At 64.6% G+C, this 19,452-nt stretch carries 18 protein-coding genes; 7 read left to right on the top strand and 11 right to left on the bottom strand.

All coding sequences use genetic code 11. From position 1 onward, the window contains the following. Window positions 1-162 precede the first annotated feature (162 nt). The 3 genes from ACPS74_RS14615 (at window position 163) to ACPS74_RS14605 (ending at window position 3,783) form a co-directional block, all read left to right on the top strand. Window positions 163-876: a DUF1007 family protein gene (locus tag ACPS74_RS14615; RefSeq protein ID WP_036241390.1), complete on the top strand. Its 714-nt coding sequence runs from the start codon at window positions 163-165 to the stop codon at window positions 874-876. Continuing rightward, entirely contained in the window at window positions 873-1,877 is a 1,005-nt protein-coding gene (locus ACPS74_RS14610) for a high frequency lysogenization protein HflD (protein WP_036241397.1), read from the top strand. Before ACPS74_RS14615 ends, ACPS74_RS14610 begins: the two co-directional genes overlap by 4 nt. A 145-nt stretch (window positions 1,878-2,022) precedes the next feature. Further along, window positions 2,023-3,783, top strand: a complete 1,761-nt coding sequence (locus ACPS74_RS14605) for an AMP-binding protein (protein ID WP_029648753.1) — start codon at window positions 2,023-2,025, stop codon at window positions 3,781-3,783. An 8-nt stretch (window positions 3,784-3,791) separates the two neighbouring features. Here ACPS74_RS14605 and ACPS74_RS14600 read toward each other — a convergent pair whose 3' ends face one another. The 4 genes from ACPS74_RS14600 to ACPS74_RS14585 are packed head-to-tail and all read right to left on the bottom strand — an operon-like array spanning window position 3,792 to window position 7,187. Next, on the bottom strand, window positions 3,792-5,063 hold the full coding sequence (locus tag ACPS74_RS14600) for an adenosylmethionine--8-amino-7-oxononanoate transaminase (RefSeq protein ID WP_029648754.1): 1,272 nt from the start codon (window positions 5,061-5,063) through the stop codon (window positions 3,792-3,794). Then, on the bottom strand, window positions 5,060-5,695 hold the full coding sequence (gene bioD, locus ACPS74_RS14595; protein ID WP_029648755.1) for a dethiobiotin synthase: 636 nt from the start codon (window positions 5,693-5,695) through the stop codon (window positions 5,060-5,062). Before bioD ends, ACPS74_RS14600 begins: the two co-directional genes overlap by 4 nt. Then, on the bottom strand, window positions 5,692-6,825 hold the full coding sequence (locus ACPS74_RS14590; protein ID WP_029648756.1) for an 8-amino-7-oxononanoate synthase: 1,134 nt from the start codon (window positions 6,823-6,825) through the stop codon (window positions 5,692-5,694). Before ACPS74_RS14590 ends, bioD begins: the two co-directional genes overlap by 4 nt. 17 nt (window positions 6,826-6,842) lie before the next feature. Continuing rightward, window positions 6,843-7,187, bottom strand: a complete 345-nt coding sequence (locus ACPS74_RS14585) for a ClpX C4-type zinc finger protein (protein WP_029648757.1) — start codon at window positions 7,185-7,187, stop codon at window positions 6,843-6,845. 152 nt (window positions 7,188-7,339) lie between these two features. Between ACPS74_RS14585 and ACPS74_RS14580 the strand changes: the two genes are divergently transcribed. Genes ACPS74_RS14580 through ACPS74_RS14570 form a run of 3 tightly spaced genes read left to right on the top strand, consistent with a single transcriptional unit; the run spans window position 7,340 to window position 11,547 of the window. Beyond that, window positions 7,340-7,825 (top strand): methyltransferase family protein, encoded by a 486-nt coding sequence (locus ACPS74_RS14580; protein WP_029648758.1) that lies wholly within the window; start codon window positions 7,340-7,342, stop codon window positions 7,823-7,825. 37 nt (window positions 7,826-7,862) lie between these two features. After that, window positions 7,863-10,616, top strand: coding sequence for a heavy metal translocating P-type ATPase (locus ACPS74_RS14575; RefSeq protein ID WP_029648759.1), 2,754 nt, complete (start codon window positions 7,863-7,865; stop codon window positions 10,614-10,616). A gap of 43 nt (window positions 10,617-10,659) precedes the next feature. After that, window positions 10,660-11,547: an SDR family oxidoreductase gene (locus tag ACPS74_RS14570; protein ID WP_029648760.1), complete on the top strand. Its 888-nt coding sequence runs from the start codon at window positions 10,660-10,662 to the stop codon at window positions 11,545-11,547. 2 nt (window positions 11,548-11,549) lie between these two features. Here ACPS74_RS14570 and ACPS74_RS14565 read toward each other — a convergent pair whose 3' ends face one another. From ACPS74_RS14565 to ACPS74_RS14535, 7 genes are all read right to left on the bottom strand, one after another. Then, the gene (locus ACPS74_RS14565; RefSeq protein WP_029648761.1) at window positions 11,550-12,476 is read right to left on the bottom strand and encodes a nickel/cobalt efflux transporter; all 927 of its coding nucleotides are present in this window, start codon (window positions 12,474-12,476) and stop codon (window positions 11,550-11,552) included. Between the two features lie 373 nt (window positions 12,477-12,849). Continuing rightward, window positions 12,850-14,112, bottom strand: a complete 1,263-nt coding sequence (gene amoB, locus ACPS74_RS14560) for a bacterial ammonia monooxygenase, subunit AmoB (RefSeq protein WP_018408664.1) — start codon at window positions 14,110-14,112, stop codon at window positions 12,850-12,852. 161 nt (window positions 14,113-14,273) lie between these two features. Next, entirely contained in the window at window positions 14,274-15,032 is a 759-nt protein-coding gene (amoA, locus tag ACPS74_RS14555; RefSeq protein ID WP_014892304.1) for a bacterial ammonia monooxygenase, subunit AmoA, read from the bottom strand. A 275-nt stretch (window positions 15,033-15,307) separates the two neighbouring features. Beyond that, the gene (gene amoC / locus ACPS74_RS14550; protein WP_026222791.1) at window positions 15,308-16,078 is read right to left on the bottom strand and encodes a bacterial ammonia monooxygenase, subunit AmoC; all 771 of its coding nucleotides are present in this window, start codon (window positions 16,076-16,078) and stop codon (window positions 15,308-15,310) included. 571 nt (window positions 16,079-16,649) lie between these two features. Then, window positions 16,650-17,129, bottom strand: a complete 480-nt coding sequence (gene folK / locus ACPS74_RS14545) for a 2-amino-4-hydroxy-6-hydroxymethyldihydropteridine diphosphokinase (RefSeq protein ID WP_029649668.1) — start codon at window positions 17,127-17,129, stop codon at window positions 16,650-16,652. 2 nt (window positions 17,130-17,131) lie between these two features. Continuing rightward, entirely contained in the window at window positions 17,132-17,977 is an 846-nt protein-coding gene (gene folP / locus ACPS74_RS14540; RefSeq protein WP_036241678.1) for a dihydropteroate synthase, read from the bottom strand. 12 nt (window positions 17,978-17,989) lie between these two features. Beyond that, window positions 17,990-18,367, bottom strand: a complete 378-nt coding sequence (locus tag ACPS74_RS14535; protein ID WP_018407292.1) for a 4a-hydroxytetrahydrobiopterin dehydratase — start codon at window positions 18,365-18,367, stop codon at window positions 17,990-17,992. Window positions 18,368-18,467: 100 nt separating this feature from the next. Between ACPS74_RS14535 and ACPS74_RS14530 the strand changes: the two genes are divergently transcribed. Continuing rightward, window positions 18,468-19,436, top strand: a complete 969-nt coding sequence (locus ACPS74_RS14530) for a beta-ribofuranosylaminobenzene 5'-phosphate synthase family protein (protein ID WP_029649663.1) — start codon at window positions 18,468-18,470, stop codon at window positions 19,434-19,436. Window positions 19,437-19,452: the final 16 nt, after the last annotated feature.

The raw sequence follows: 19,452 nt of genomic DNA, 5'->3' as shown, positions 1-19,452 counted from the left end.
ACTCTTGCGCTCACACGCTAAAGCAAGGATCAACCCGTGAATGAATCCGGTTCAACGACCCAGCCGGGCGGCCTTCCGCCGCAGAGGCGCCCCACTAGCGCCGATTCTATTCCGCCACCTTATGCCACACGGAAGCGCCTTTTCAAGGACGGATCTGCTAGCATGCACAGGCTCGAAGCGGGAGCCTGCGCCGCGTTTTCGCCGCCTTCGCCGCCTAAGCGCGAGACTCGCATGAAGCTGAAAATAAACTCGATTCTCATTCTTTTGACGACGGCGCTGGGAATCGGCGCGGCTTTCGCGCACCCCCATGTCTGGGTGGCGGTGCGCAGCGAGGTCGTATTCACGCCAGACGGGAAAATCTCGGGCGTTCAACACGCTTGGGAATTCGACGAAATGTATTCGGCCTATGCCGTCCAGGGGCTCGGAAAAGACGGCAAACCGCCCACCCGGGAAGAACTTGCGCCGCTCGCCAAGACGAACGTCGAGTCGCTGGCCGAATTCGAATTTTTCACCTTCGCCAAGCAGAACAGCGCCAAGCTTGCGTTCAAAGAGCCGGAGAATGTGACGCTCGAAGCCAATGACAAGAAGATCGTCACGCTGCGCTTCTTCCTGCCGCTGCAGCAGCCGGTCGCGGCGAAAAAGCCGTTCTCCTTTCAGGTTTATGACCCGACCTATTTCGTCTCCTTCGGACTGGAAAAGAAGGATCCCGTGACGCTCGCGGGAGCGCCGGCCGGATGCTCGCTCAGTCTCGTCGAACCTGCGCCGCTCGTGGCGAATGAAAGCCAGAAACTGAGCGAAGCGTTCTTTCAGAACATGTCGCCGGGAGCCGATTTCGGCATGAAGCTGGCGACGCGCGCGATCGTGGCCTGTCCGTGAAGATTGGGCGGAGGGTGGTTTGGCTCGGCGTCGCCGCCGCGGCGCTGGCCCTGATGGCCGCCTCATCGGCTTGGGGCGCGCCGCGCCACCCGTTTGCGGTCGGCGCGCAAGAATCGACCGCGACTGCGACGGGCGTCGCCGGCCTTATCCTTGCCTGGCAAAGCAAGTTCCACGCTGAGCTACACGCCGCCGTCCGCGCGCTGAAGACCGATCCTTCCGCTTTCTTCGCGCTCGCGGCGGCGAGTTTCGCCTATGGCGCCTTTCACGCCGCCGGACCCGGCCACGGGAAGGCGGTGCTTGCATCCTACATGCTCGCCAATGAAACGGCGCTGCGCCGCGGTCTGCTGCTTGCGACGCTGGCCGCGCTGCTGCAGGGACTTGTCGCGATCGCCGTCGTCGGCGCGGCGGCGGTGTTTTTTCGCGCGACCGCGAGTCAAATGAACGGCGCGACCCGCCTGATCGAACTTGCGAGCTATGCGGCGGTCGCGGCGCTCGGCGCGCGGCTCGCCTGGGTGAAAGGCCACGCGCTCGCGGCGGCCCTCCGCATGCCTGCAATCGCCCCAACGGCGCGCGGCTTCATTTGCGAGGCCATCGACGACCCGACGCATGTGCATGACGCGACCTGCCGCCACGCGCCGGACCCTTCGACATTGGGAGGGCCAAAATTTCGCCTCGCCGACGCGGCCGCGACCGTCGTCGCCGCCGGCCTGCGCCCCTGCTCGGGGGCCATTCTGGTGCTGGTCTTCACCCTGTCGCAGGGTCTTTTCGCCGCCGGCGCCGGCGCTGTCATCGCCATGTCGGCGGGAACGGCGATTACGACGAGCGCCCTCGCCGCGACGGCTGTTTACGCCAAGAGCGCCGCGATGCGGTTTGGCGCGAAGGATTCGCGGCGCGCGGTCATCATCGCCCGCGGCGGCGAGTTCATCGCCGCAATTCTCGTTCTGGCGCTCGGCGTTTCGCTGCTCTTCGGCCTCGGGCTGGCGCCACCCGGGACGGCGTGACGCCGCTCGCGGCGACGCAACATAATGATTGCGGCGAGAATGGCCTCATGCGACGCGAGACGCGCTATCTTGAATATAAGCACATGGGCGGCGCGGACGATTCGCAATGCGAGATCGACGCCGCCTCGCGGAGGTCCAGGACGACATGACAAGCGCGGAACAACAACGAGAGGACCCCTACGTCAAGCGGCCCTGGCTCTCGTCCTACCCCGCTGGCGTCCCGGCGGACATCGACGAATCTTCCTATTCGACGCTGGTCAATATTTTCAACGCGAGCGTTGCGGAATTCGCCGAGCGGCCGGCGATGGAGAGTTTCGGCGCCACGCTCACCTTCGAGGAACTCGGCCGCGCGGCGGTCGCCGTCGCCGCCTGGCTGCAGACGCGCGGACTAAGAAAAGGCGATCGGGTCGCGATCATGTCGCCCAACGTCCTTGCCTATCCGGCGACGCTCTTTGGCGTCCTGCTCGCTGGCGGCGTCGTTGTGAACGTCAATCCGCTGTACACGCCGCATGAGCTCGAGCACCAGCTGAACGACTCCGGCGCGCGCTTCTTGTTCGTGTTCGAAAACTTCGCGCATACGGCGGCCGCCGCCTGGCCGCACATGAAAGTCGAACGTGCGGTGATCATGAAGCCCGGAGACCTGATGGGTCTGCGCGGACTGATCGTCAATTTCGTCTCGCGCTGGGTCAAACGCATGGTCCCCGCCTATCGGCTGCCCGGCTGCGTCGGCTTCGCGCATGTGTTGCAGGCGGGCGGCGAGGAGACGCTTAAGCCGCCGCCAATCGGGCCAGACGACATCGCCTTTCTGCAATATACCGGCGGCACCACCGGCGTCGCCAAGGGGGCCATGCTGCTGCATCGCAACGTCGCCGCCAATGCCGAGCAATCCTGGGCCTGGCTGAAGCCTTATCTCGGAAACAAGCCGCTGATCATGGTGACGGCGCTGCCGCTCTACCATATTTTCGGACTGACCGCGTGCCTGCTGCTTGTGGTGAAGACCGGCGGTTGCTGCCTGCTGATCGCCAATCCGCGCGACATCAAGGGCCTGATCGCGACACTGCGCAAATCGACATTCACGCTGTTCTCCGGCGTCAACACGCTTTACGCGGCGATCGCCGACCATTCCACCGCCAGCTCGGTCGACTATTCCAATCTTCTTCTGACCATCTCCGGCGGCATGTCGACTCAGGAAGTCGTGGCGAAGAAGTGGAAGGCGCTCACCGGCAAGCCGATCGTCGAAGGCTATGGACTGACGGAAACGTCGCCGATCGTCACGATCAACAAGCCGACAATCGCAGAGTTCACCGGCGGGATCGGCTACCCCGTGCCATCGACGGAAATCTCGGTGCGCTCGCCCGAGGGCGAGCCCGTCCCCCTTGGCGAGCGCGGCGAACTCTGCATCAAGGGGCCGCAGTTGATGGGCGGCTATTGGCGCCGGCCGGATGAAACCGCGAAAGCCCTGACCGCCGACGGTTTTCTCAAGACGGGCGACATCGCGGTGATGGCGCCCGACGGGCTCATCAAGATCGTCGATCGGTTGAAGGACATGATTCTCGTCTCGGGATTCAACGTCTATCCAAACGAAGTCGAATCCGTCCTCGTCGAACACCCCAAGGTGAAGGAAGCAGCTGTCATCGGCGTGCCGAATGAACATTCCGGCGAAGCGCCGATGGCGTTTGTCGTGGCGCGCGATCCGAGCCTCACACGCGAAGAGTTGCGCGCTTTCGCGCATGAGCAACTGACGAGCTACAAGGTTCCGCGTTATTACGAATTTCGCGAGAGCCTGCCCAAGAGCAACGTCGGCAAAATTTTGCGGCGCGCGCTCAAGGACGAATTTCTCGCGCGCAAGAATACCGTCGCCGATGAGGGGCGCGGCAAGAGCGTGCGCACCGAGCTCAAAGGCTAACGATCGCTTTACGTAGAGCCGCCGAAGCAATCGGCCGCCTCGCTGATCGCGTCATAGACGAGATCGAGTTCGGCCGCCTCGACGCAGTATGGCGGAAACACATAGATCGTCGGCCCGAGCGGACGCATCAAAAGTCCGCGCGCGTTGAAGAAGCGCATCAGATCGAGCGCGATCGTCGCCAGATAGCCGCCCTGCACGATATTGAGATCGAGCGCCGCGATGATTCCGAGCTGGCGGACGTTGGAGAAGCGCGCATCGGACGCAAAGCGCGCAAGCCGCGTCGCCTGCATGTCGCACAGCGCCGCGACGCGGGCGGCGGGTTCGCCCGTCGCCCAGACGTCGAGATTGGCGAGCGCCGCGGCGCAGGCGATCGGATTGGCGGTGTAGGAGCTCGAATGAAAAAAAGCGCGCGCGCGCTCCGGCGATAGATGCGCCTCGAAAATTTCGCGCTTGCACATGGTGACGGCGAGCGGCAGCGCGCCGCCGGTGAGGCCCTTGGCGTAGCAGGCGATGTCCGGAACGACGCCCGCCTGCTCGGAGGCGAAGAGCGTTCCCGTGCGGCCAAAGCCCGTCATCACCTCATCGGCGATGAACAGCACGCCGTGTTGCGCGCAGATGCGCTGCATCTCCGCAAGCGTATCGGCGCCGTAGAAGAGCATGCCGCCCGCGCCAAGAATGAGCGGCTCGACCAGCAGGGCGGCGGGTCGGTCGCGGCAGGCGCGCTCCAGCGCGTCGAGCGTCTCCTGCTCGCGCCCACGCGAGGGGAAAGGAATGCGCGAGACCTCATAGAGCAGCGGCTCGTAAGGCGCATTGAAGGGCGATCGCGCGCCGACGGACATCGTGCCGATCGTATCGCCGTGATAGCCGTGTTCGAGCGCGACGATGCGCGTGCGCGCTTCGCCGCGATTGCGCCAGAAGCCGAGCGCCATCTTGATCGCCACTTCGACGCAGGTGGAGCCGCTGTCGGAATAGAACACGTAGTCGAGTCCCGGCGGCGTCAACGCCACAAGGCGCCGCGCCAGCGCTTCCGCGGGCTCATGAGTGAAGCCGGCGAAGATGATCTGATCGAGCCGCTCGGTTTCTTCGCGGATCGCCTGCATGATGGCCGGGTGGCGGTGGCCGTGCGTGATGACCCACCAGGACGAAATGGCGTCGAGAAAGCGCGCGCCGTCCTCGGCTTCAAGCCAGGCGCCTTCGGCGCGCGCGATCTTGAAGGCGCCGGGCTGCAGCGCATGCTGCGTGAACGGCCGCCAGACCGGCGAGTCAGTGACGATGCTCATGCGCAGCTCCCGAAAGCGTCGCGCGCGATCGCGGCGCTAAACGCCGCGCCGAGCGTCTTTTTATTCAGAGGATCGAGCTTCGGCAGACGGCCGAGAATGCGCGCGCCGCCGATCGTCTCGATCGAATGTTGCGCATCGGCGTCGGCGTCGCCGACGAAAATGATTCCGGCGATTGAGATTCCGCGTCTGCGCAAGGCTTCGAGCGTGAGCAGGCTGTGATTGATCGTGCCAAGGCGCGTGCGCGCGACGAGTATGACCGGCAAGCGCCAGCGTTCGAGCACGTCGATGGTCAGCGCGCGGTCGCTGAGCGGCGTCAGCACGCCGCCGGCCGTCTCGATGATCAGAGGAGCGTCGCATGGCGGGGGATTCAGCGCGGCGGCGTCGATTTCGACGCCCTCGTCGCGCGCGGCAAGATGCGGCGAGGCCGGTCGACGCAGCCGCCAGGCTTCTGGGAAAATATGCGCGGCCGGGGCGCCCGAAAGCCGCGCGACGATCTGCGAGTCCGTCTCGCCATCGAGGCCCGACTGCACCGGCTTCCAGTAACAGGCGTTGAGTGCGCCGACGAGCGCGGCGGAGACGACCGTCTTGCCGACGTCCGTATCGGTTCCCACGATCACGAAGCGGCGGTTCATGGTTCGAGCCTCGCGAGTTCTGCGCCAAGATGCGCGATCATGCGCGCGACGTCATCTTTGCTCGTATTGAGCGTCAGCGCGATGCGCAAGCGCGCGGAGCTGTCCGGCACGGTCGGGGGACGAATGGCGCGAATGTCATAGCCATGCGCCTGCATGCGCGACGCCAGAGTCGTCGCACGGACGTCGGCGCCGACGATGATGGGCTGGATCTGGCTGCCCGAAGGTTCGATCGAGCAGAGCCTGCGCAGTTCGGCGCCGGCGAAATCGATGCGCGACATCAGCTCGGCGCGCCGATCGTCGGCTGCTTCGATGATCTTGAGCGCCGCACGCACGCAAGCGGCCATAACGGGCGAAGGCGCAGTCGCGAAAATGAACGGCCGGCAGCGATTGACCATGAAGTCGCGCATGACGCGCGGCAGACAGAGCAGACCGCCGGCGATTCCCAGCGCCTTGCCGCACGTATGCAGCGTGACGACGTTCTCCGCGCCTTCAAAACGCGCCGCAAGTCCACGCCCGCCTGGGCCATAGACGCCCGTCGCATGCGCTTCGTCGATCAGCAGAAAGGCGTCGTGCCTAGCGGCAAGCGCATAGAGATCATCGAGCGGCGCCTTGTCGCCGTCCATGCTGTAAAGGCTTTCCACGACGATCCAGATTTGCCCGGTTCCGCCCTTTCCGCGCCAGGCGCGGATCGCATCCTCGGCGGCGCCGACGTTATTATGAGGGAATTTCGCATTTGGCGCGCGCGACAGTCGCATACCCTCATGGGCGCTGGCGTGCGCGAGCGCGTCATAGAGAATGAGATCGTCACGCTGCGGCGCCGTGGAGAGCAGCGCTTCATTGGCGGTAAAGCCGCCACTGAAATAGAGCGCGCTTTCCGCGCCAAAAAAACGCGCCGCGTCCTCTTCCAGAGCTTCATGCTCCGGATGATTGCCGCGCAACAGCCGCGAACCGCCGGCGCCAACGGGAACGCCGCGCGCGAGCGCCGCCGTCACGGCCGCGGCGAGTTCCGGCGACTCGGCGAAAGCCAGATAGTCATTCGACGCGAAATCCAGTCCGGCGCGCGAAGCGAGCGAGCGCAGCCTGCCGCGCGCGGCGAGGCTCGCAAGATCTTGCGCGTAGCGCTCAAGCATGGAGGATCGATGCTCGATCAGGAGAAACGCTCCCAGGCGGCCTGACGGGAAACGCCCAGGACCTTGCCGATCGCCGTCCAGCTCACCTCGCGTTTGCGAAGCGCCGCGACTTGCGCGTGGATCAGTGAATGCAGCGCCGCCACGCTGGCCTCGCTCGCCTTGATCGAGGTCAGCAGCTGCTCGTCGGTGAGGTCGTCCCAGCTTTTGAACGGCGAAGGCGCTGCGTCAAGAATCGTGTTGCAGATTCCGACGCAATCTTCGCAAATATAGCCCCCGGCGGCGCCGCCGATGAGCCGCGCGACCTGCGTCTCCGACTTCTTGCAGAATGAGCAGCGCAGTTTACGTTTAGGCAAGGCCAGCATGCAGCTCTCGCATGTCCAGGGGCGATCGGATGTCAAGCCGATCTTGACAGCCTCCAGGACAACCGTCAAGCCGCTCTTGACAAGGGCGCACTTGAAACGAACGCCCGCAACCGCGATCTAAAGAGAAGCGTTTTCCACTGATAGGAGCCGCGATGAACGCGCAGATCGGCGCAAGCGCGCCCCCCTCCCGTATGCCCTGGCCGCCGATCCTGATGGCGATGACCTTGGCGGTCGGGCTGGCGCTCGACGCCGCGACAGGGGCTTCGCTCACCGATCGCGCCTTTTCTTCTATCACCCAGCTCGCCGGCGCAGCGATCGTCGTCCTCGCGCTGGCCAATGACGTCTGGTGCTTTCGCATCCTCTCGCGCCATCAAACAACCATCATGCCGCATCGCGCCGCGTCCTTTCTCGTGACCGAGGGGCCGTTCCGCTTTTCGCGCAATCCGATCTATATCTCGCATGTCGCCTTGATCTTTGGACTTGGTCTCTTCCTCGGCTCGCCCTTCACGCTATTGTTAACGCCAGTTCTCGCTTTTGGGCTGACGAAGCTGGCGATCACGCCCGAAGAGCGGCATCTTCTTGGGAAATTTGGCGACGATTATCGGTCCTATATGGCGCGCACGCGGCGGTGGCTTTAAACTGATGCGCGTGGGCGTTGTGAACGAGGCGGCAAGTATGAACGCTCAAACTCCTTTACCTGGCGGGGAACGCCTCGACTTCACCGTCCGAGGCATGACCTGCGCCTCCTGCGTGTCGCATGTCGAGAAGGCGCTTGCGCATACGCCGGGCGTTAACGCCGCCAGCGTCAATCTCGCGACTGAACGGGCGGAGGTTTCTCTGGCGCCGGGGGCGAGTCTCACGCAGCTGGTAAAATCGGTCTCGGACGCGGGCTACGAGGCGGTCGTCGAGACGATTGAGATCGGCGTCGGCGGCATGACCTGCGCCTCCTGCGTCTCGCATGTCGAAAAAGCGCTCAGCGCCGTTCCAGGCGTGATGGAAGCGAAAGTCAATCTCGCGACCGAACGCGCGACCGTGCGCGCGCTCGCCGGGCCCGGCCTGACAGACCGCCTGCGCCGGGCGATTTCACAGGCCGGCTACGAGCCGCGCGCGATCGAAACCGATTCCGGCGGCGCCGATCGCGAGAGGCTGCGACGTGAGGAAGAGATGCGCGCGCTGCGCTTCCGCCTCATCGTCGCCGCGACTCTGACGGCGCCGATCTTCGTGGTCGAAATGGGCGGGCATCTGATCCCCCCCGTCCATCACTGGACGATGGGCGTGATCGGCGAGGCGAGGATCCGCGAGATTTCCTTCCTGCTCGCCAGCGTCGTGCTGTTTGGACCGGGCCTGGTTTTCTTCCTCAAGGGGATTCCGTCGCTGTTGCGGCGCCAGCCCGACATGAACGCCCTCGTCGCCACGGGCACGCTCAGCGCCTATCTCTATTCCGTCGTCGCGACCTTTGCGCCCCAGGTGCTGCCGGCCGGCTCGGTGCATGTCTATTATGAAGCGGCGGTCGTCATCGTCACCCTCATCCTGTTTGGCCGCTATCTCGAGGCGCGCGCCAAGGGCCGCACGTCGGAGGCGATCCGGGCGCTGGCGCGGCTTCAGCCGAAGACCGCCCGCGTCGAGCGCGACGGCGCGACCGTCGACGTCGATATCGACGACGTGCGCGTCGGCGACATCGTGCTGGTGCGGCCGGGCGAGCGCATTCCGACCGACGGCGTGGTCACGCAGGGCGCGTCCCATGTCGATGAGTCGATGGTCACAGGCGAACCGACGCCGGTTGCAAAGAGGACGGGCGCCGCCGTCACCGGCGCGACCGTCAACGGCTCCGGCGCGTTCTCGTTTCGCGCCACCCGTGTCGGCGCCGATACGACGCTCGCCGGCATCATCCGCATGGTCGAGCAGGCGCAGGGCGCCAAGCTGCCGATTCAGGCTGTGGTTGACCGCGTCACCGCCGTCTTCGTCCCGGCTGTCTTCGCCGTCGCGGCGCTGACCTTCGTCGTCTGGATGCTGATCGGGCCGGAGCCGCGACTGACCTATGCGCTCGTCAACGCGGTCGCCGTGCTGATTATCGCCTGCCCCTGCGCCATGGGGCTGGCGACGCCGGCGGCGATCATGACCGGCACCGGCCGGGCGGCGGAGCTCGGCGTGCTGTTTCGCAAGGGCGAAGCCCTGCAGACGCTGCGCGACGTCACCCTCATCGCCTTCGACAAGACCGGCACGCTGACGTATGGCAAGCCGCGCCTGACCGATCTCGTCGCGACGCCCGGTAAGAACGAGAACGAGCTTCTGCGGCTTGCCGCGAGCGTCGAAGCGCAGTCCGAACATCCCGTGGGCGCGGCGCTGGTCGTCGCCGCCAAGGCCGCGAATCTGGCGCTTTCCCCCTGCGCCGACTTCAAATCGATCGCCGGCATGGGCGTCACGGGGATCGTCGACCGAAAGACCGTCGCCATTGGCGCAGAGCGCTTCATGGCGTCGCTCGGCCTCGACGCTTCGCCCTTCGCGCAGGACGCCCAGAGGCTCGCCGGGGAAGGCAAGACGCCGCTTTACGTCGCGGTCGACGGGAAGCTCGGCGCCATACTCTCCGTCGCCGACGATCTGAAGCCGACGAGCCGCGCCGCGATCGACGCGATCCATTCGCTCGGCGTGAAAACCGCGATGATCACGGGCGATGACGCGCGTACGGCGAAGGCCATCGCCGCGAGACTGGGAATTGACGAGGTCGTCGCCGGCGTCCTTCCCGACGGGAAAGTCGCGGCGCTCGAGCGCCTCCGCGAGACCAACAAGATCGCCTTCGTCGGCGACGGCGTCAATGACGCGCCGGCGCTCGCCGCCGCCGACGCCGGGATCGCCATCGGCACGGGAACCGACATCGCGATCGAAGCCGCTGACGTAGTGCTGATGTCGGGCGATCTCGCCAAGGTGCCGGCGGCGCTCGCAATCTCGCGCGCGACGATGCGCAACATCCAGCAGAATTTGTTCTGGGCGTTCGGCTATAACGTCGTGCTCATACCGGTCGCAGCAGGCGCGCTCTATCCCGTCAACGGCATGCTGCTCTCGCCGATGTTCGGCGCGGCGGCCATGGCGCTGTCGAGCGTTTTCGTACTGACCAATGCGTTGCGACTGCGCCGCTTCAAGGCTCCCGTCATCGCAAGCGCCGATTCCGGCGCGGAGGCGGCGCCTGTCGAAACGGAAGCGGCGGAAAAAGACAACAAGGAGGAAGCGATGACAACATTCAATGTTCAAGACATGACCTGCAATATGTGCGTGAAACATGTCACCAAGGCGGTGCAAGCCGTGGAGCCGAACGCCGACGTCAAGGTCGATCTCGCCACGGGCAAGGTCGATGTCACGCCCGCCCCCAAGGACGCCCAGGCGCTCGCCAAGGCGATCAGCGAAGCGGGCTATCCGGCGCAGGTCGCCGCGTGAGGCGGCGCGCGCTTTCCATGACGAATGCCGGCGGGAGCGCGCGATGACGCCGATGACGACGCGCTCGCTCGCCGGAAAGACGCTCTTTATCAGCGGCGCGAGCCGAGGAATCGGGCTCGCGATCGCGATGCGCGCCGCGCGCGACGGCGCGAATGTCGTCGTCGCGGCGAAGAGCGTGACCGAAAATCCGAGAATTCCTGGCACGATCTACACTGCGGCGGCAGAGATCGAAGCGGCGGGCGGTCAAGCGCTCGCCATTCCTTGCGACATTCGCTTCGAGGATCAGGTTCAAGCGGCGGTCGGTCAGGCCGTCTCATGCTTTGGCGGGATCGACATCCTCGTCAACAACGCCAGCGCCATAGATCTGCGCGGGATCGACGCGCTCGAGATGAAGCGCTTCGATCTGATGCATCAGATCAACGCGCGCGGAACCTATATGTGCTGCAAGGCGGCGCTGCCGCATCTGCGCAAATCCGCCAATCCCCACATCCTGACGCTATCGCCGCCGCTCGATCTGAACCCCAAGTGGTTTTCGCCCAACCTCGCCTACACAATGTCGAAATATGGGATGAGCCTCGTGACGCTCGGCCTCGCGAAGGATCTCGCCTCAGATGGCGTCGCCGTGAATTCGCTGTGGCCGGAGACCGCGATCGCGACGGCCGCGGTGGGCAATCTTCTGGGCGGCGACGAACTGCTCCGCCGGTCGCGAAAACCGGAGATCGTGGCGGACGCCGCGCACGCCGTTCTCGTTCGTGAAGCGAAGACCTGCACCGGCAATTTCTTCATCGACGTGAGCGTTCTGGCGGAAGAAGGCATGACCGACTTCTCGACCTACGCCGTAGATCCGAGGGTTGACGCCGTGCTCGACTTTTTCCTCGAGGCCCCGATCACCGCAAATGTGACGAAGTCGGCGTTTCACCTAGGGAAATAGCCTTACGCCAGCGCGGCTGCGCCCATTGCGATCGTATAGGCGCCGACGGCGGCGACGATCGCGCCTGAAACATAGGGGGCGCGGGACGCCAGCGCTTCCAATCCTGGCCAGCGCGACGCGGCGTGACGCATGCCGAGCGCCGCCGCCACTCCGACAAGCACGAGGGTCAGCGCCAGACCGACGCTGAAGCAGAGCACAAGCAGCGCGCCAAGTCCGATGCGCCCGACCTGCAGGCAAAGCAGCAGAACGGTGATCGACGCGGGACAGGGGATGAGTCCGCCCGTCAGGCCGAAGAGAATGATCTGTCCAGTCGTCACGCGGCGACTGGCGAAGCGCCGCTCGATATCTAACGCATGTTCGCGCTCATGCGCGTCAGCATAGACGGTGGGATCGACGTCCAGGAGTTCGCTCTCGAATTCCTCTTCCTGATGGCTATGCGGAACGCCGCCGTCATGGACGTGAACATGCTCGTGAACATGCCCGTGAACATGCGCGCCATTGTGCGAATGGTCATGAGCGGCGCTGGCGCCGGCCGGAAGCAGCCCGCCTTCGCACGCAGCCGCCGTCACGGCGCCTTTGGCGGCGATATCGCGCCAGCTTCGCCAAATCATCCAAAGCGCGACGGCGATGATCAACACGCCAGAGACAATCTGCAGATAGGGTTCGTTCGCTTCGACGTTCAGTTGCGCGCCGAGATAAAGCCCGGTCAGCGCCACGGCCCAGACGATCGCCGTATGGGAAATGGTCGCCGCGAGGCCGAGCAGCACCGCTTGCGCCACCGTGCCACGAACCGCGACGATGAAGGCAGCCATCATCGTCTTCGAGTGACCCGGTTCGAGCCCGTGCAGCGCGCCCAACGCCACTGCGCTCGGCGCGAAAATCCAGGCGTTCGCCGCGCCGGCGCGGAAGACTTCGGTGAGGTCGGACATCGTGTTCGCCGTGGGCTCCTCAGGCGCAATGCCGAGGCGATGGAAGGGGCGCAGCCTCTGAGCGGGGCTCGAATGCGCCGCCGGCTAGAGGCAGCCTCAACCCCCGTATTTTATAGTGAGCGTCGCTTGATGAAACAAGCGCCAGTAGAAACAGAGAAATAGAAGCAGCGAGGCGCCAAGGGCGCGAAGGCTGTCGTTTCGTTTCATTTGGCCGCGAATGCGCTACCTCTGTGCGCAGCCGTTTGCTACGCCGCGGCGCTTTGCTGCGCGACTGCGGCGCATCCCCGATCCGCAAGGCTTCGCGGGGCCGCCTTAAAAGAAAACCCCCGGCTTTATGGGCCGGGGGCTTTTTAGTTCAATTCGTCAGTATCGCTTAGGGCATATCGCCCGCGACGAACTTCGGAATGACCGGACCGCCGATTTCGGCCGCGAAGCGGCGACCCGTCGGCGAGAAGAACATCAAGAGGCCGCCGATCTGGCTGTCGGTGTCGTAAGCCAGGTCAGACAGACGCTCGATGTCCCAACGCGCGTCCTGCACCTTCACGGCGATTTCCTTGGTCTCGCCCGGCGCGATCGGCGTCGGGTCCGTCGACAGACCGCGGTCGGCCAACAGATAGTCCGGGAAGTCGGGCTTCGTCGTGAACACGTCAGGGTTCAGGAAGCGCAGGCCGGCCGCCGTATATTCGCCAAGGCGAAGCGGCTCGGAGGTCGTGTTCGTGACCTTGACGTTGATCGTCAGCTCACGGCCAGGAACCTTGTAGACGCCGCCGTTCAGATCGGCCGTCACGCGCTCCTTGCCGACGCCCGCCGTGCCGTCCGTAACGAGCGGCGTCAGAGGCTTCTGCAAGCCCGCCTGAAGCGGGATCGTGCGCGGGAAGGTCGAGTTCGTCACAGCGTAGCCGACGATCGTCGCCAGAATGGTCAACGCCAGGACAATCGCGCCAATCCGCTTGTCGTCGTCAGTCACCTGCTCATCAACCTTGCCGGTGGCGACACGGAGATAAGAAGCGATGACGCCCTTACGGACGAACCAGAACAGGATCCACGCCGCGCCAACCGCAAGCCACGGCAGATGCCACGCGTAAACGCGGCTGATGCCGTAGGTCTCGAGGTCGACCGTCGAGCCATCAAGCAACGTCACCGGATCGGTGAAGTCCTTCATGTCGCCCTTGATCTCGATCCACTGGCCGGGGCCGATGATCGGACCGCCGCCCTCGACGTTGACCTGCGCATGAACGTGCCAACGGCCCGCGCGACGACCGCGAAGGTTGATGGAGAAGGCGTAGTCGTTGCCAGGAACAAGCGACACCGAACGCGGCGCAAACTGATCGCCGATGAACTGCGCCGTACGAACCAGAACCGGACCGGGCTCGCCGGCGTTCAGGAACGACACGCGCGGATTGGCGACCGCCTGCGGCCAGGCGGAGAACACATGGATCTTGCCCGACAGCACCATCTCTTCATTGACGTTCACCGTCGTCTTCGACCACTGAACGTCATACCAGTTCAACGTGCGCATCCGAAGAAACGCCTGCTGAGACTTTTCGCCGTGCGCCGACGCAGGAGCAACAGCTCCCAGGGTCGCCGCCACAGCCGCCGCCGCGCCAATCGCGGCGAGCTTGACGAACTTTTTCATCGATAAACCTCCCAGGTTCCTCTTCCCGGCCGCCGCCTCGCGCGCCAACCGGTCTTGTCTCTCGCAGCGGACCTTCGCTCTTAAAAAAGCTTCCAGCCCGCCGCTCTTCTTTCTTGCAGGCCGCCGCGGCGCCCGTTCAGCGCCGCAGCACCCGACGTGGCTTAGATCGTGTCGATGATCTTGGTCGTCGAATACCAACGACCCATGAACCACCACAGGAAATACACCATCATCGAGACGAAGCCCGAGAAGAACGCCGCAACCGGCACAACGTCCTTACCGAAGGTGCGCAGCGTGCCGCGCTCGACCATGCGGATATATTCCGGCATCGAGGTGCGGACGAAGTGGAAGCCGATCAGATCCGCAAGCGTCATCAGCTGACCATGCTGCTCCGTCGCCTGGTGGAACGCCGCAATCGCCGGCCAGTTGTTCGGGTAGAACAACAGACCCCAGCCGAGCGAACCAACAATCGCCGTGATCACATAGGAGCCCGACAGAAGCAGGATCACGTCAAGCCAGATCGCCGGAACGATCAGAGCGGACGGGAACACAAGGCTGATCGGGAAGTAGGTCCAGCCCCAGAAGTTGACGTAGCGGTTGATCCACTCGCCAATCAGCAGGCCAAGAGCCGCGAACACCGCGCCGAACGGCAGACGGAAGTTCACCCACCAGAACGCCTGCGCCGCGGCGCAGAAGGTCACGCCGAGAATCGGCACGACCGTCGGCCACATACGACGATCCTTCCAGTCAACCCAGAAGTCCCAGTCGCCCGCCGTCAACATGAAGTGGACGTGGTAGCCGCCAAGAACGGCGAAGAACAGAAGAACAAGAAGCATCCAGTCGACCGTCTGAACGCAACCCGCCGCCTCGGCGACGGAGTTGAACGGACCGACCGCCCCCCCGCTTTTCGATTGTGACATCACTCTTCTCCTTGGTGTTTCTCGAACCCGTAAAGCCCGAGTTCTTTCCTTATGGCTCCGGCAGGCCTTCCCGCCGCCGGCGCCCGGACGGCGGAGCTCCCGCCGGCCGCATCGCTTAAAGCTTTTCGCCCCCGATCAACCCAGAGCCCGAAGACCCCTTCTCGACCGCAACAAGCCACCCCATTCGCCAAAGCGACAGGCAAAAGCTCTCTGGTTTTCGCGAAAAGCTCAGAGCCAGACGCCGCCCGCCTTAAAGCGGGCGGCGAAGTCTCGGATTACTCGGTCAGGAGGGCGACGCCTTCCTTGCCGATCAGGCGCTGAATGTTCATCAGCAGCTGAAGCACGACGCCGAACACGCCGAGCGCCATCCAGCCGAAGAACACGAAGCCCCAATGCAGCGGCGCAACGAACAGTTCTTCCATGAACCAGAACGTGTGGCCCCACTCATTCAGGCCGACGTTCGGGATGATCATGAACGGGCCAATCGCCACGATCAGATAGGCAACCGAATAGCCCTTGGAGAAATACGGAAGACGCGTCTTCGCATAGAAGAAGCCGCCCACCGCGATCACCGAGTAAATCGGGTAGCTCATGTAGAACTCGATGATGTGCGACGGCGTGAAGTCCGTGTCGCGAATCACCGTCATGTGCCAGGTGCCGTCCTGCTCCGTGAAGAACGACGCGCCCCAGTAAATGGCCGCGGCGTAAACAACGAGCCATTGCACTTCGACAACCAGGCGGCGCATCTCTTCGCGCGGCGCCAGGTTCGAGAAGTCGCGCGTGCGCGTCTTCCAAAGAAAGCCCGCAAGGCCAATGCCGGAGATCAGCTCAAGCGGAATCTCGGTCCAAAGGATCGACATCCAATATGTCTGAAACTCCGGAGCGAACGAATCAAGGCCGGCGCGCCAGCCAAAAACCTGCTCGTAAATCCGGACGACCAGATAGAACCCGTTCAGAACGGCCAAGCCGATCCACATGCCCTTCAGGTCTACTACAGCTTCCGTGCCAGCAGCAGCGCGGGCTGCTGTGTCAGTCGTTGAGCTCATACCCTTCTCCTCCAATGTGCTCCCAGGGAATTGCGCGTGACCGGTATCGCTCCGCCTCCCACAACGGAGCCGCTTCGTCCTCGTTTCGTAAAGCAAAGCGAAAGCGCGTCTTCTTCTAAAAACACGCAAAACCGCCCTTGTCTGCCGCAGCCTTCCCGAAAACCCCGGAGCCCCCCGCCCAAAGGCGAGCAAATCCCCAAAATCCCCAGAACCCGGCTGCTTGTTGTTATCGGACGAAAACCGACGTCGCCGCCTAAGCCAAAATCCCCAACCCGCCCCTTGAAAGAGCAGACCGTAGACCCAGCTCAGCGTGCCGCAACATTCCAATAACCCCCGATAATCACAATACCCGTTAGTATAGAGCAAAACAATCTATCGAATAGCCAATACAACCCTAGTGGATGGTAAAATACCTACCCTAGCGAGGCTCCAAGCGTAATCATAGCGCGGCGCACAATTCTTCACAGCCTATTGTAATATATTATTATTTACGATCACAAAATTTACTGCCGACGCCCGAGCGGCAGTGAATGCTGCGCCGCGAAGATAGGCAACCATCCGGGGTGGGCCGCTATTCGTCCGACCACAGACGCACGCCGCTCGCGTCAGCGCCGGCCAGCGCCGCGCGCATGGTGACGCCGTCCAGTTCAAGTTCAGGGGCAATTTCGGCAAGCGGCGCGAGAACGAAACCGCGGCGAAAAAGCTCCTTATGCGGCAAGGTCAGCTCCGGATCGTCGATCGCGTGGTCGCCGAGGAACAGAATATCGACGTCAATCAGCCGCGGCCCCCAACGCCGCGTCGGCGCGCGGCCCATATCCGCCTCGATCTTCTTGACCGCGGCGAGCAGCTCATAGGGCGCGAGCGTGGTGTCGCCGATGGCGCAGGCGTTGGCGAAATCCCCCTGGTCGAGATCGCCCCAGGGCGGCGTGCGGTAGAGTCGCGAGATCCGATCGAGCCGCGCCAGCCCGCGCGCCTCGATCAGCCGCAGCGCCTCACGAATATTGGCCGGCTTGTCGCCGAGATTGCTGCCAAGCCCAAATCCGACCCGCATCGTCAACCTCCCGCGCGCGCAGCGAGAATGCGCATGACTTCGAACGCCGCGCGATGCTCCGCGGCGTCATGCACGCGAAACACCTGCGCGCCGTCGCGCGCGGCGAAAAGATTGGCCGCCAGCGTGCCGACAAGCCGTCCCTCGAGGACGCCGTCGCCCAGGCCCTTAAAAATCGATTTGCGGGAGACGCCGATGAGCAGCGGAAAGCCGAGCGCCAACAGCTCCGGCGTCGCGCGCAGCGCCTCATAGTTCTGCTCGCGGCTCTTGCCGAAGCCAACCCCCGGATCGAGCAGAATATGCCGCTCCGGCACGCCGGCGCGCCGGGCGATCTCGAGCGAGCGGGCGAAGAAGCGCTTCATGTCGGCGACGATGTCGATCTGTGACTCCGTCGTCTCGCGGTTATGCATGATCACGACGGCGGCGCCGGCTTGCGCGATCGTTGGCGCCATCAAAGGATCGCGCTGCAGGCCCCAGATATCATTCACGAGACAGACGCCGAGCGAGAGCGCGCGCCGCGCCGTCTCGGCTTTGTAGGTGTCGATCGACACCGGCGCGCCCGCCTGCGCCACCAGCGCGGCGAGCAGCGGCTCGAGCCGCGCCCACTCCTCTTCCGCGGTGAGCGGCGTGTGGCCAGGGCGCGTCGACTCGGCGCCGACGTCGACGATGTCGGCGCCATTGCTGACGAGCGCCTGCGCCAGCGCCAGCGCGGCGTCACGCGTCGCGAACAGCCCGCCGTCCGAGAAGGAATCGGGCGTGACGTTGACGATCCCCATGATGACGGGGCGCGTTCCGATCAGCGAAAGAAAGCGATCGCGCGCTGTCGCGATCGCCTGAACGTCGAAAGCCAAGCGCGCGTTCCGTCAGTCGTCGTATTTCACATAGGCGAAGCGCTGGTCGCTCTCGGGCGTGCCTTCGAGCGCGCCGCCGGCCTTGCCCGGGCGCCAGGAGACGACCTCCTCGATCTTCTTGGCGAGTTCGAAATCCTTGTCGGTGATTCCCTTGGCCGTATGGGTCTGAAGCTTCACCTCGACCCATGCGTAGGACGCGGCGATGTCGGGGTGGTGCCAGGCGGCCTCAGCGAGATGGCCGACCGTATTGACGACCATCAGCGTGCCCTTCCAGCCATGCGTCTTGAACTTGCGCCTGATCCATCCGTTTTCGTAGCGCCAGTGCGGCAGTTCGCTCTTCAGCCGCGCGGCGATCTCGTCTTCGGAATATGCGCGCTCTTCCTTCGCCATCTCAGGCTCCCCTCTTGCGCTCTGCGCCGCAACATTCTTTCGCTGAGACGCGTTATAGCCTAAACCGACCCGAAGTCTTCAGTTGCACCAAAGAGGCGGCATGCCGGCAAAGGTGAGCGTCGCGGCCAGCGCCCGGCTGCATCTGGGTTTTCTCGACATGAACGGCGGCCTTGGGCGCAAGTTCGGGGGCGTCGGCCTTGCGCTCGACGCGCCGGCGACCCGGCTGACCCTGACCCGCGCCGACAAAAATCGCGTCGAGGGCCCCGAGGCCACGCGCGCCGCCGCGCTGCTGGCGCGCGCACAGGAGGCGCTTGGCCTGACGCAGCGCCACAGGCTGACGCTGGAGGAAGCGATTCCCGCCCATGCGGGCCTGGGCTCCGGCACCCAGCTGGCGCTCGCGGTGAGCGCGGCGCTGCGCCGTCTCGAGGACCTGCCGAACGACCCGGCCGCCGACGCGGCGCTGATGGCGCGCGGCGCGCGCTCCGGGCTCGGCGCTGGCCTCTTTCAGCTCGGCGGCGTCGTCGTCGACGGCGGACGCGGCCCGCAGACGACGACGCCGCCCGTCGTCGCGCGCGCCGAATTTCCCGATGCGTGGCGCGTGCTGCTGGTCTGCGATCCCGGCGATGTCGGCCTGCATGGCGCGGACGAGCGCGACGCCTTCGCCGAACTGCCGCCGTTCGGCGCCGAAACAAGCGGCGAAGTCTGCCGGCTGGTGCTGATGCAGATCCTGCCGGCGCTCGCCGAAAAGGAGCTTGCGCCCTTCGGCGCCGCAGTGACCCGCATTCAGGAGATCGTCGGCGATCATTTCGCCCCGGCGCAGGGCGGACGCCGCTTCACCAGCGGCAAGGTCGAGGCGATCGTCGCGCGGCTGCTCGCCGACGGCGCGACCGGCGGCGGCCAGACGTCCTGGGGTCCGACCGGCTTCGCCTTTGTCGAGAGCGACGCGGCGGCGCGCCGCCTGCTCGGGCGCCACGGCGCGCAGGCGCGCGAAGACGGGCTCGACATTTCGATCCACCGGGGCCTCAACCGCGGCGCGAAAATCGACGCGGTCTACGCGCAGATCGCCTAACCGCGCATCGAAAACG

The sequence above is a fragment of the Methylocystis sp. SB2 genome (assembly GCF_049817085.1).
Lineage (GTDB): Bacteria > Pseudomonadota > Alphaproteobacteria > Rhizobiales > Beijerinckiaceae > Methylocystis > Methylocystis rosea.
This window is presented reverse-complemented; position numbering and strand designations above follow the sequence as displayed.